Annotated in this window: 13 protein-coding genes; 11 read left to right on the top strand and 2 right to left on the bottom strand. The window is 66.9% G+C overall.

The window, feature by feature from the left end; genetic code table 11:
• Positions 1-10: 10 nt before the first annotated feature.
• The gene (locus QSK25_RS40555) at positions 11-544 is read right to left on the bottom strand and encodes a DUF3558 domain-containing protein (RefSeq protein ID WP_285646527.1); all 534 of its coding nucleotides are present in this window, start codon (positions 542-544) and stop codon (positions 11-13) included.
• Positions 544-963, bottom strand: coding sequence for a type VII secretion target (locus QSK25_RS40550; protein ID WP_285646525.1), 420 nt, complete (start codon positions 961-963; stop codon positions 544-546). Before QSK25_RS40550 ends, QSK25_RS40555 begins: the two co-directional genes overlap by 1 nt.
• A 229-nt stretch (positions 964-1,192) precedes the next feature.
• Between QSK25_RS40550 and QSK25_RS40545 the strand changes: the two genes are divergently transcribed.
• From QSK25_RS40545 to QSK25_RS40495, 11 genes are all read left to right on the top strand, one after another.
• Positions 1,193-1,843, top strand: coding sequence for an L-threonylcarbamoyladenylate synthase (locus QSK25_RS40545; protein WP_285646524.1), 651 nt, complete (start codon positions 1,193-1,195; stop codon positions 1,841-1,843).
• A gap of 81 nt (positions 1,844-1,924) precedes the next feature.
• On the top strand, positions 1,925-3,064 hold the full coding sequence (locus QSK25_RS40540; RefSeq protein ID WP_285646523.1) for a glycosyltransferase family 4 protein: 1,140 nt from the start codon (positions 1,925-1,927) through the stop codon (positions 3,062-3,064).
• A gap of 106 nt (positions 3,065-3,170) precedes the next feature.
• Complete coding sequence (locus QSK25_RS40535) at positions 3,171-3,617, top strand: Cg1360 family ATP-synthase-associated protein (RefSeq protein WP_285646522.1); 447 nt, start codon at positions 3,171-3,173, stop codon at positions 3,615-3,617.
• A 148-nt stretch (positions 3,618-3,765) separates the two neighbouring features.
• Positions 3,766-4,542: a F0F1 ATP synthase subunit A gene (atpB, locus tag QSK25_RS40530; protein ID WP_285646521.1), complete on the top strand. Its 777-nt coding sequence runs from the start codon at positions 3,766-3,768 to the stop codon at positions 4,540-4,542.
• A 64-nt stretch (positions 4,543-4,606) separates the two neighbouring features.
• Positions 4,607-4,855 carry an ATP synthase subunit C-like protein gene (locus QSK25_RS40525; protein ID WP_285646519.1) on the top strand — a complete coding sequence of 83 codons (249 nt, stop codon included), beginning with the start codon at positions 4,607-4,609 and terminating at the stop codon, positions 4,853-4,855.
• Positions 4,856-4,889: 34 nt separating this feature from the next.
• Positions 4,890-5,435, top strand: a complete 546-nt coding sequence (locus QSK25_RS40520) for a F0F1 ATP synthase subunit B (protein WP_285646518.1) — start codon at positions 4,890-4,892, stop codon at positions 5,433-5,435.
• A 3-nt stretch (positions 5,436-5,438) separates the two neighbouring features.
• A complete protein-coding gene (locus tag QSK25_RS40515) occupies positions 5,439-6,272 on the top strand; it encodes a F0F1 ATP synthase subunit delta (RefSeq protein ID WP_285646549.1) in 834 nt (277 codons plus the stop codon).
• Positions 6,273-6,318: 46 nt separating this feature from the next.
• Positions 6,319-7,965, top strand: coding sequence for a F0F1 ATP synthase subunit alpha (atpA, locus tag QSK25_RS40510; RefSeq protein ID WP_285646517.1), 1,647 nt, complete (start codon positions 6,319-6,321; stop codon positions 7,963-7,965).
• Positions 7,966-7,973: 8 nt separating this feature from the next.
• Entirely contained in the window at positions 7,974-8,888 is a 915-nt protein-coding gene (locus tag QSK25_RS40505; RefSeq protein ID WP_285646515.1) for a F0F1 ATP synthase subunit gamma, read from the top strand.
• A complete protein-coding gene (atpD, locus tag QSK25_RS40500; RefSeq protein ID WP_285646514.1) occupies positions 8,881-10,317 on the top strand; it encodes a F0F1 ATP synthase subunit beta in 1,437 nt (478 codons plus the stop codon). Before QSK25_RS40505 ends, atpD begins: the two co-directional genes overlap by 8 nt.
• Positions 10,318-11,016: 699 nt before the next feature.
• A complete protein-coding gene (locus tag QSK25_RS40495; protein WP_285646512.1) occupies positions 11,017-12,183 on the top strand; it encodes an MFS transporter in 1,167 nt (388 codons plus the stop codon).
• The last annotated feature ends 12 nt before the right edge of the window (positions 12,184-12,195 follow it).

The following is a 12,195-nucleotide window of genomic DNA, read 5'->3' as shown; positions in this document are numbered from 1 at the left end:
TCGGACGGCGTTACGGCAGTTTCGGTGCGATCAGCTCGGCGGCCTTGGAAGACCGCTCACATGCGCCGGCGGTGTCCTCTGAGGTGCCTTTGAGATTTGCGATCACGACGACCGAGGACGACTCCGTGACCCCGATCGCGAAGGTGCAGCCGTTTTTCCCCCCGTTCTGCGCCTCGACCTTCTTCGCGTCGTACTTGCCGACCTTCACGTCGCTGACCTTGTCGCCGACGAGGTTCAGGTCCGCGAGGCCGGACTTGGTGCGGATGCCCACCTGGAGCCCGCCGTTGCCGCTCACCCTCCAGTCGCAACTGTCGGCCGTGCCGACCTGCTCTGCTTCGCCGGGGTAGGTGAGACCGAGCCCGGTCACCTCGGCCTCGGTGAGCAGGTCGCACGGCTTGACCGAGTCAAGACCGGAAGCGGAGCTGGAAGTGCTGGTGGAGGTGGAGCCGCCGCCAGTAGGAGTCGGGTCGCCGCTGACCGGGTTGCCGGTGCATCCGGTGGTCAGGACCGCCAGTCCGATAGCGACGATGAGGATGCGCTTCATCACTTCCCAAGTTTCTTGATCGCGTCGGCCGAGTTCCGGTCGGAGGCCTTGTAGGTGGCACGGCTCTTCTCGATCTGCGTCTTCAGATCTTCGATCGCCTTTGCCAGTTCCTTGAGCGTCTGTTGCGCTGCTGTGCCGAACGTTCTGTTGCTTGCACTGATCTGCTCGGCATAACCCCCGCCGAGCTTGGTGTCGATGCTGAGGTTGTTCGCGCTGCGCCCAACCTTGTCGATGGCGTCGCCCATCTCGGTCAGCTTTTTGATCATGGCGTCGACCAGGTGCGGGTCGACGGACAGCTGCTGGGTCTCCACGGCGATCGCCACGGCCCTGCCCGCGTCCATGACCGCGGTGAGCCCGCTGCCGAAGATGTCGGTGAAGCTGGTGCCGACTTTTCCGCTCGTCACAACTTCTTCAGACACAGAAGCTCGACCCTCCCCCATTGCGCTCTGTGGTCGACCCATGACCTTACAGTTGTGCGCCCGTTTGGGGGATGCGTTGAACTACTTACAACTCATGGGCTCAAACAATGCCTGGTCAGGCGGGCCTCAACTGCGCAAAGTGAGAACCGAGGCACACGTTTGCGCGCGACGAGGGCGTTAGGGCGGGCCTTGCGTCACCCGATCGGGCCGGATGGCTAGGCTCAGCGAGGTGAGCACGGTCTACGACTGCAGCGAACCGGGCAACCGCGCGGCGGGACTCGCCGCTGCCGCCGGTGCGGTGCGGAGCGGACGCCTCGTCGTCCTGCCCACCGACACCGTCTACGGGATCGGCTGCGACGCGTTCGACGCGGAAGCCGTCCGGAGTCTTCTCGACGCCAAGGGGCGCGGGCCCGACATGCCCGTGCCGGTGCTGGTCGGGTCCTGGACCACGATCGACGGCCTGGTGCTGAGCGTGCCCCGGCAGGCGCGGGCCCTCATCGAGGCGTTCTGGCCCGGTGGGTTGAGCATCGTGCTGCCGCACGCGCCGAGTCTGGCTTGGGACCTGGGGCAGACGCGCGGCACGGTCATGTTGCGCATGCCGTTGCACCCGGTGGCGCTGGAACTCCTCAGGGACGTCGGTCCGATGGCCGTGTCCAGTGCGAACCGGACCGGGCACGCGCCCGCGGCCAGTGCGCAGGAGGCACGTGACCAGCTCGGCGACGCCGTGCCCGTGTACCTCGACGGTGGGCTCAGCGGCGAGAACATCGCCTCGACCATCGTCGACCTCACCGGGCCGGACGCGCTGATCCTGCGCGAGGGCGCGGTGAGCAAGGCCGACGTCGACGAGGTGCTCGGCGTCGAGGTCGAGGTCGCGCGGTAGCGGGCGGCTGCCAGAATTGATCATGGTCGCCGCGGGTACCGTGGCGACCACCCCGAACATTCCCGATTGATTGGTAGGCCCGTGGGGCCCGCATCCTCGTTCGTCCTCCCCGTGCGCGAGTACCTGCTCGTCGCGTTGATCGCTGCCGTCGTGACGTTCCTGCTCGTGGGCCTGGTGCGCGCCATGGCGTTCCGGCTCGGGGCGGTCGCCTACCCGCGGCAACGGGACGTGCACGTGCAACCCATGCCGCGCATGGGTGGTGTCGCCATCTACGGCGGTGTGCTGGCAGGCATGTTCGTGGCGCACCAACTGCCGGTGCTGCGGGCAGGGTTCGACTTCTCCAACGACCCGTGGGGCGTCATCGTCGCGGGCGGCGTCATCGTGCTCGTGGGCGCGATCGACGACAGGTTCGAGCTCGACTCGCTCACCAAGCTCGCCGGTCAGGTCACCGCCGCGGGCATCCTCGTGCTGTTCGGCCTGCAGTGGATGATCGCGTGGGTGCCGTGGGACGGCGGCGCGACCATCTCGCTCGACCAGAACCAGGGCGCGCTGCTGACCGTGCTGCTCGCGGTCACCATGATCAACGCGATGAACTTCGTCGACGGCCTCGACGGACTCGCCGCCGGCATCGGCCTCATCGCCGCCGCCGCGACGGCCGTGTTCTCGATCGGCCTGCTCGTCGAACGCCAGGGCGCCGTCGAGGCCTACCCGCCGGCCCTGATCGCCGCCGTGCTCGCGGGCGCCTGCCTCGGCTTCCTGCCGCACAACTTCAACCCCGCGCGCATCTTCATGGGCGACTCGGGCTCCATGCTCATCGGCCTCATGCTGGCGGCCGCCACCACCAGCGCGTCCGGCAAGATCAACCAGGCCACCGGCAGCGCGGCCGACCTGCTCGGTCTGCTCTCGCCGCTGATCGTGGTCGCCGCCGTGCTGTTCGTGCCGCTGCTCGACCTGCTGATGGCCATCATCCGCCGCACCAGGCGCGGCGAGAGCCCGTTCTCGCCGGACAAGATGCACCTGCACCACCGGTTGCTGGAGATCGGCCACTCGCAACGCCGTGCCGTGCTGCTCATCTACTTGTGGGCGGGCGTTCTGGCGTTCGGAGCCGTGGCGCTGACGCTCTTCGACCCGATCATCGTGGCCACCTGCTTCGTCATCGGGCTGATCGTGACGTTCGTGGTGTCGGTGATTCCCAGGCTGCGGGACGCTCGAAAGTCCTGACGGTCCGACCGGGAAATTGGTGCGCCGTCTTGTTTGGGGCCGCTTAACCGTCGTTAATCAGGGGCTGCCCGCGAGGTCCTCTATGGCAGTTCCTACACTTCGGGACATGAGCGACGCGGACAAGGCCGTCACGCACGAGCTGGTCGTCCAGCGGCTCGCCGGGGAAATGTTCCGAGCGGCCGCATGGGCCACGCTCGGCACCTTTGTCGTCGGTGTGGCCGTGTCAACGGTGATCTGGGGGACCCCTGGTCTCTTCGGGTCATTGATCGGTGGTGCCATCGCCATCGTTTCGGGCCTTGCCACGCTGTTGTTGATGCGCAAGACGGCGGCCCTCGATCCGATGTTCGTGATGGTCGCCGCACTCGGTGGATTCATGGGCAAGCTGATCGTCCTGCTGCTGGCGGTGATCCTGCTCCGCAACCAGTCGTGGCTCGAACCCAAGGCACTCGGAATCACCCTGGTGGCGACGGTGCTCGTGACGTCGTACCTGGAGGCCAGAGCCTCCAAGCGGAGCCGTAGTCAGATGGTGGTCCCCGCCTCCGAAGGCGCCTAGACCTGCTGATATGGTCCGCGTGACCAGGGACACCCGATCGAAGGGGTGCCTCTGGTAGTCGCTTGCGAACCGTAAGGTACGTTAAGTCCAGATCGTGACGATTCCCCCGGCGGAGTGAACGCCGGCCGGGAGAACCGGAAGGAACACAGTGACCAAGTTGCTGGCTTCGGGGGGCGAGTTCGTCGCTCCCGGTGTGAAGGACTTCTTCCTCCCGCCGATCTTCGGCTCGGTCACGAAGCCGATGGTCCTGCTGGTGCTGTCGATCGTGATCATCGGCGTGTTCTTCGTCGCCGCGACACGCAACCTGAAGCTCATCCCCGGCAAGTTCCAGTTCGCCGCCGAGTCGGTTTACGACTTCGGGCGCAACAACATCGCCAGGGAACAGATCGGCGCGAAGGACTTCAAGCCCTTCATCCCGCTGATCCTCACGATCTTCACCTTCGTCCTGGTGAACAACCTGTTCGGGCTCATCCCGATCATTCAGTTCCCGACGATGTCGCACATCGGCTTCCCGCTCGCCGTTTCGTTGCTCGTCGTTTACCCGGTGTACCACTTCGTCGGGTTCAAGCGGCACGGCTTCACGGGCTACTTGAAGCACCAGACGATTCCGCCGGGCGCGCCGTGGTTCGTGCTCCCGCTGCTGATCCCGATCGAGTTCTTCCAGAAGTTCATCCTGAACCCGCTCACGCTGGCGATCCGAGTTTTCGCTGCCATGTTCGCGGGTCACCTCCTGCTGCTGGTGTTCACCCTGGCCGGTGAGTTCCTGCTGCTCAATGGCGGGCTGACCGTCATCGTGGCGCCGGTGTCCTTCGCCTTCGCCATCGCGCTGACCTTCCTGGAAGCACTGATCATGTGCCTCCAGGCCTACATCTTCGCGCTGCTGTCTGCCAGCTACATCGGCATGGCGCTGGCAGAAGAGCACTGAGTAACAGCACAAAGCCTCCGATCCGCGAACTCTCGCGGACCGAGTTGGAAAGGGAACAGCAACAGTGAGCGCTCTCCAGATTGCCCAGGACGCCGGCTCCATCAACCCGGGTCTCGCGGCCATCGGTTACGGTCTCGCGGCCATCGGCCCCGGCATCGGCGTGGGTCTGATCTTCTCCTCGGTCATCAGCGGCACCGCCCGCCAGCCCGAGGCCCGCGGCGTCCTGCTCAGCCTCGCGTGGACCACCTTCGCCATCGTCGAGGTCCTCGCGCTGATCGGCTTCGTCGTGTACTTCATCGCGACCGCGGCCTGACCTAACCCTTCAACGCGTTAGGAGAACCCGCGTGATGGACACCCTCATCCTGGCTGCGGAGGGTCCGGTCAACCCGGTCATTCCGCATACCTCGGAGATCATCCTCGGTCTCGTCGCGTTCCTGCTCCTCCTCTTCGTCATCAAGAAGTTCGTGTCACCGCGCTTCGAGGCGTTGTACGAGGAGCGGACGGCCAAGATCGAGGGTGGCATCGAGAAGGCGGAGCAGGCCCAGGCCGAAGCTCAGCGCACTCTCGAGCAGTACAAGGAGCAGCTGGCCGAGGCTCGCGCCGAGGCCGCCCGCATCCGCGACGACGCACGGGCCGAGGGCCTGCAGATCGTCGAGGAGCTGCGTGAGCAGGCGCAGGCCGAGTCGGCGCGCATCGTCGCGCAGGGCCAGCACCAGCTGGACGCTCAGCGCGCCCAGATCGTCGCGGAGCTGCGTGCCGACCTCGGCCGCACCGCCGTCGAGCTGGCGAGCAAGGTCGTGGGCGAGTCCCTCGAGGACGACTCCCGCCGCCGCGGCACCGTCGACCGCTTCCTCAACGAGCTGGACGCCGTCGCGGCGCCGGCGAGCAAGTAGAGGCTGCCGATGACGTTGCACGCCGCAAGTCGTGAAGCTCTGGCAGCCGCGGAACTGCGGCTGCTGGAGCTGGCCGACGCCACCACGTCGACGGACGACCTCGCCAAGCTCGGTGAGGAGCTCTTCGCCGTGCTCGGCCTGCTGATCGAGCAGCGGACGCTGCGCGGCGCTCTCGCCGACGCCTCGTCCGACGCCGCCGGTCGCGAGCAGCTGCTGCGCGGCCTGTTCTCGGGCAAGGTCGGTGACGAGACCCTGCAGGTCCTGGTCGCCGTCGTGACCGCGCGCTGGTCCAGCCCGCGCGAGCTCGTGGACGGCGTCGAGTCGCTCGCCCGCACCGCACTGCTCGTGCGCGCGGAGCGCGACGGTCAGCTCGACTCCACCGAGGACGAACTGTTCCGGCTCGGTCGCATCGTTGCCGGCTCGAACGAGCTCGAACTGCTGCTGGCGGACCCCGCCGGTGACACCGCCGGCAAGGTCGCCCTGGTCGACTCCCTGATCCAGGGGAAGGTCAGCCCGGTCACCAAGACCCTGGTGGACCAGCTGGTCAGCAACCCGCGCGGACTGCGCGTGGCGGACGGGCTCTCCGAGCTCGCCGACCTGGCGGCCCAGCGCCGTCAGCGCTCCGTCGCGCACGTGAAGTCCGCTGTGGAGCTGACGGCAGAGCAGATCGACCGCTTGACCGCGACGCTGACCACGATCTACTCGCGCCCGATCGCGCTGCACGTGGAGGTCGACCCCTCGCTGGGCGGCGGCCTCTCGATCAAGATCGGCGACGAGATCATCGACGGAAGCATCGCCGGCCGGTTGGCGGCACTGCGCCGCAATCTCGCCAGCTAGCCCCCGAGCCCTTTCCCAAGTACGAAGAAGTGAGAGCAGGAACGACATGGCGGAGCTGACGATCTCGTCGGACGAGATCCGCAGTGCGATCGAGAAGTACGTCGAGAGCTACTCCCCGGAGGTCAGCCGGGAAGAGGTCGGTACCGTCTCCGAGACCTACGACGGCATCGCCATCGTCGAGGGCCTTCCGGGCACGATGACCAACGAGCTTCTCGAGTTCCCCGGCGGCGTCCTCGGCGTCGCGCTGAACCTCGAGGTCCGCAACATCGGTGCGGTCATCCTCGGTGACTTCGACAAGATCGAAGAGGGCCAGGAAGTCCGCCGGACCGGCAAGGTCCTGTCGGTGCCGGTCGGCGACGGCTTCCTCGGTCGCGTCGTCAACCCGCTCGGCGAGCCGATCGACGGCCTCGGCGACATCGTCGCGGACGACAACCGCGCCCTGGAACTGCAGGCCGCCACCGTGCTGCAGCGCCAGCCGGTGTCCGAGCCGATGCAGACCGGCATCAAGGCCATCGACGCGATGACGCCGATCGGTCGCGGTCAGCGCCAGCTGATCATCGGTGACCGCAAGACCGGCAAGACCGCGGTCTGCATCGACACGATCATCAACCAGAAGAAGGCCTGGGAGTCGGGCGACCCCAAGCAGCAGGTCCGCTGCGTGTACGTCGCCATCGGCCAGAAGGGCTCCACCATCGCGGGCGTCAAGACCGCGCTGGAGGAGGCGGGCGCACTCGAGTACACGACGATCGTCGCCGCCCCGGCCTCCGACTCCGCCGGCTTCAAGTGGCTGGCGCCGTACACCGGCTCCGCCATCGGCCAGCACTGGATGTACCAGGGCAAGCACGTCCTGATCATCTTCGACGACCTGACCAAGCAGGCCGAGGCGTACCGCGCCATCTCGCTGCTGCTGCGTCGCCCGCCGGGCCGCGAGGCCTACCCCGGCGACGTCTTCTACTTGCACTCGCGTCTCCTCGAGCGTTGCGCGAAGCTGTCGGACGAGATGGGCGGCGGCTCGATGACGGGTCTCCCGATCATCGAGACCAAGGCGAACGACGTGTCGGCGTACATCCCGACCAACGTCATCTCGATCACCGACGGTCAGTGCTTCCTCGAGTCCGACCTGTTCAACGCCGGTGTCCGCCCGGCCGTCAACGTGGGTATCTCGGTCTCCCGCGTCGGCGGTGCCGCGCAGATCAAGGCGATGAAGTCGGTCGCGGGCTCGCTGCGCCTCGACCTGTCGCAGTTCCGCGAGCTGGAGGCCTTCTCCGCGTTCGCGTCCGACCTCGACGCCGCCTCGCGCGCCCAGCTGGACCGCGGTGCCCGTCTGGTCGAGCTGCTCAAGCAGGGCCAGTACTCGCCGGTCCCCGTCGAGGAGCAGGTCGTCGAGATCTTCGCCGCGACCAAGGGCCACCTGGACGACGTCCCCGTCGCCGACATCCGTCGCTTCGTGGCCGACTTCAAGGACTCGCTGCGCCGCAACCACGCCGACCTCCTGGGCTCGATCGTCGAGACCAAGCAGTTCGGTGACGACGCCCAGAAGCGCGTCGTCGACGCGGTCAAGGAGTTCAAGAAGCAGTTCACCGCTTCCGACGGCTCGACCATCGTCAACGAGGCCCCCGCGAAGGCGCTCGACGCCGACAAGGTCGGCCAGGAGTCGGTGAAGGTCAACAAGCCCGAGCCGACCAAGAAGTGATCTGAGCCATGGGCGCACAGATTCGGGAGCTCCGCCAACGGATCCGAACGGTCAACTCGACCAAGAAGATCACGAAGGCCTACGAGCTCATCGCGACGTCTCGCCTCGCGAAGGCGCAGACCAGGGTCGCGGCCTCCCGGCCGTACGCGGACGAGATCACGAACGTTCTCTCCGCGTTGGCCGAGGCCTCGGCGAACCTCGACCACCCGCTGCTGACGGAACGCGCGAACCCGAAGCGCGCCGCGGTGCTGGTGATCACGAGCGACAAGGGCATGTGCGGCGGTTACAACGCCAACGTGCTCAAGGCCGCCGAGCAGCTCCTGGAGCTGCTCCGGTCCGAAGGCAAGGAGCCGGTGCTGTACGTGGCCGGCCGCAAGGGTCAGGGCTACTACCAGTTCCGCCGCCGCGAGGTCACGGGATCGTGGAGCGGGTTCTCGCAGACCCCGCACTACGTGAACGCCGTCGAGGCCGGTGACGCTGTGGTGAACGCGTTCCTGGAAGGCACGGAGAACGGCGCGCAGGGCGTGGACGAGATCCACGTCGTGTACACCGAGTTCAAGTCCATGCTGGTCCAGACGCCGGCCGCCAAGCGCATCGCGCCGATGGAGGTCGAGTACACCGGCGAGACCCCCAAGGGTCCGCGTGCGGTGTACGACTTCGAACCCAGCGCGGAGGCGCTGCTGGGTGCGATGCTGCCCAAGTACGTGAAGACTCGCCTGTTCTCCGCCATGCTGGAGGCGGCGGCTTCGGAGTCGGCTGCCCGTCGTACGGCCATGAAGGCCGCGACGGACAACGCGACGGAGCTGGTCCGGAACCTCAGCCGGGCGGCGAACTCGGCCCGTCAGGCCCAGATCACCCAGGAGATCAGCGAGATCGTCGGTGGCGCTGCCGCGCTTACCGGTGGCGCAGGAAGTGATGAGTGACATGAGTGCTACTGCCACCACCACCCGCACCGGCCGTGTGGTCCGGGTGATCGGTGCGGTCGTCGACGTGGAGTTCCCGCGCGACGCCGTGCCCGAGCTGTTCAACGCCCTGAACGTGGACATCACGTTCGAGGCCGTCGCCAAGACGCTGACCCTCGAGGTCGCGCAGCACCTCGGCGACAACCTCGTCCGCACCATCTCGATGCAGCCGACCGACGGCCTCGTCCGCGGCGCGCCGGTGTCCGACACCGGCAAGGCGATCTCGGTTCCCGTCGGTGACGTCGTCAAGGGCCACGTGTTCAACGCCCTCGGTGACTGCCTCGACGAGCCGGGCCTCGGCCGCGACGGCGAGCAGTGGGGCATCCACCGCAAGGCTCCGTCGTTCGACCAGCTCGAGGGCAAGACCGAAATCCTCGAGACCGGCGTGAAGGTCATCGACCTGCTCACCCCGTACGTCAAGGGTGGCAAGATCGGCCTGTTCGGCGGTGCGGGTGTCGGCAAGACCGTGCTCATCCAGGAGATGATCACGCGTATCGCCCGCGAGTTCTCCGGTACGTCGGTGTTCGCCGGCGTCGGTGAGCGCACCCGTGAGGGCACCGACCTCCACCTCGAGATGGAAGAGATGGGTGTTCTCCAGGACACCGCTCTCGTCTTCGGTCAGATGGACGAGCCGCCCGGCACGCGTATGCGCGTCGCGCTGTCCGCTCTCACGATGGCGGAGTACTTCCGCGACGTGCAGAACCAGGACGTGCTGCTCTTCATCGACAACATCTTCCGCTTCACCCAGGCCGGTTCCGAGGTGTCGACCCTGCTGGGCCGCATGCCTTCCGCCGTGGGTTACCAGCCGACGCTGGCCGACGAGATGGGTGAGCTCCAGGAGCGCATCACCTCGACGCGCGGTAAGTCGATCACCTCGCTGCAGGCCATCTACGTGCCCGCGGACGACTACACCGACCCCGCCCCGGCGACCACCTTCGCCCACCTGGACGCGACGACGGAGCTTTCCCGTCCGATCTCCCAGAAGGGCATCTACCCGGCTGTCGACCCGCTGTCGTCGTCGTCTCGAATCCTCGAGCCGTCGATCGTCGGCGAGGAGCACTACCGGGTCGCCCAGGAGGTGAAGCGGATCCTGCAGAAGTACAAGGAGCTGCAGGACATCATCGCCATCCTCGGCATGGACGAGCTCTCCGAGGAGGACAAGGTCCTCGTCGGTCGCGCGCGTCGTCTCGAGCGCTTCCTCGGCCAGAACTTCTTCGTCGCGGAGAAGTTCACCGGGCAGCCCGGGTCGTTCGTGCCGATCAAGGACACGGTCGAGGCGTTCGACCGCGTGTGCAAGGGCGAGTTCGACCACTTCCCGGAGCAGGCGTTCTTCTCCTGCGGCGGGTTGGACGACGTCGAGGCCAACGCCAAGAAGCTGGCCGGTAACTGAGGTTTCTGGTTGCTTGCTGAGGGCCGTCTCTCCATTTTGGAGGGACGGCCCTTTTGCGTGTCGCGTCACCAGTGCGGTGGTCCCGTTTGGTGCAGACCTGGACGAGCTTTGGTTGCGTCATCGCCGCTGGCGCGTCGACAGGGATCGGGGCTTGACTTCGGGGCCCTTGCGAGGCGCTGGCCGGACCGGCTCGGCCGGGCTGAAAAGCGCCCGGCCGAGCCACGAGTGGTAGCACCTCGCACCCGAAGTCAAGCCCCAATCCCTTCGGGTGCGTGGCTGGGTTCCGTTGGCACGTCATGGATACCGGCTGGACGGTTCAGCCAAGACGGTCGGCTCGCCTCCGGCATTGCGTTGGGTCTCGGCGAGCTCGGCTGCGCCGTCGCGATGCTTGCGCTCGGTCGGCCTCGCCTGCGGCTTCGTCCCCTCAAGCCATTGGTTGCCCAGCTCTTGGCTGCCTCGCGCTCCGCCCGCCCTGCCCCACTCGCCTCGCCCCGGGCCGCCCTGCTCCCTTCGCCCCGCTCATCCTGTCCCGCTTCTCCTTTCCGGCTGCCGTTCCACCCCTGCCCCGTCTTCCTGCTGCTCCCATCCGTCTCGCCCCCTGTCTGCGGTCGACAGCTTTCCGCTGAGTGGAAACCGGACTCCCCGCTGTCTGGCTCAAGGCCCACGATGCACGGCATCACCTCGACGAGGAGAGTGCGCGTGAACAAGTGGGTGTTGCCGCTTTGCTGGACCGCGGTGCTGTTGGACGGCTTTGACCTAGTGGTGCTCGGCACGGTCATTCCCGTGCTGTTGCAGGAGAAGCTGCTCACCACCGCCTCCGCCAGTGCTGTGTCCACGGCCGGTCTGGTCGGGATGATGATCGGTGCGTTGGTCATCGGGACGATCACCGACGTCATCGGGCGGCGCAAGGTGATGATCTTCGCGGTGGCCGGGTTCTCGGTGTTCACGCTGGCGTGTGCGTTCGCGCCGGACGCGACGACGTTCGGGGTGCTGCGGTTCCTCGCGGGGCTTGGGCTCGGTGGGTGTTTGCCCACCGCTATCGCGTTGGTCAACGAGGCTCGGCCGCAGCGGGGTGGGCGGGCCACCACGCTGATCATGACCGGGTACCACGTGGGTGCCGTCATCACTGCGTTGCTGGGGATCGTGCTCATTCCCGAGTGGGGGTGGCGGGCCCTGTTCGTGGTGGGGGCGTTGCCCGCGCTGGTGCTGATTCCGTTGATGGTCAAGCACTTGCCGGAGACCGTGGTGCGGAAGGCTCCCGCGCTGGAGGCTGTCGGGTCGTTGTTCCGGCCCGGGTTGCGGAAGGCCACTGTGGCCTTTTGGGTCGCCTCGTTCATGGGGTTGTTGTTGGTGTACGGGTTGAACACCTGGCTGCCGCAGATCATGCGCAGCGCCGGGTACGAGCTCGGGACGGCGTTGGCGTTGTTGCTGACGCTCAACATCGGTGCTGTGGTCGGGCTTCTCGTCGCCGGTGCGGTGGCGGACAAGATCGGCGTCAGGCCTGCGGCTGTCGGGTGGTTCGCCGGGGCCGTGGTGTTCTTGGCGCTGTTGAGCGTCAAGTTGCCCGGGGTCGGGGTGTACGTCGCGGTGTTCTTGGCCGGGTGCTTCGTGTTCAGCGCTCAGGTGCTCGTGTATGCCTTTGCCGGTCGGGTTTACGAGGAGAACCGGGCTACTGGCATCGGGTGGGCCGCTGGGGTGGGGCGGTTGGGTGCCATTAGTGGGCCTCTCCTCGGAGGTGCGTTGCTCACGGCTGGACTGGCGCACCCGTGGGGCTTCTATGCGTTTGCGTTCATCGCGGCGTTGGGCGCCACGGCCGTTGGTGTGATTAGCCTGAAGGCGAAATCGGTCGTGGTGCCTGCTGAGTGATGGCAAGGTCGG

The sequence above is a fragment of the Lentzea sp. NBRC 102530 genome, assembly GCF_030269365.1.
In the GTDB taxonomy this organism is placed as follows: Bacteria; Actinomycetota; Actinomycetes; order Mycobacteriales; family Pseudonocardiaceae; genus Lentzea.
This window is presented reverse-complemented; position numbering and strand designations above follow the sequence as displayed.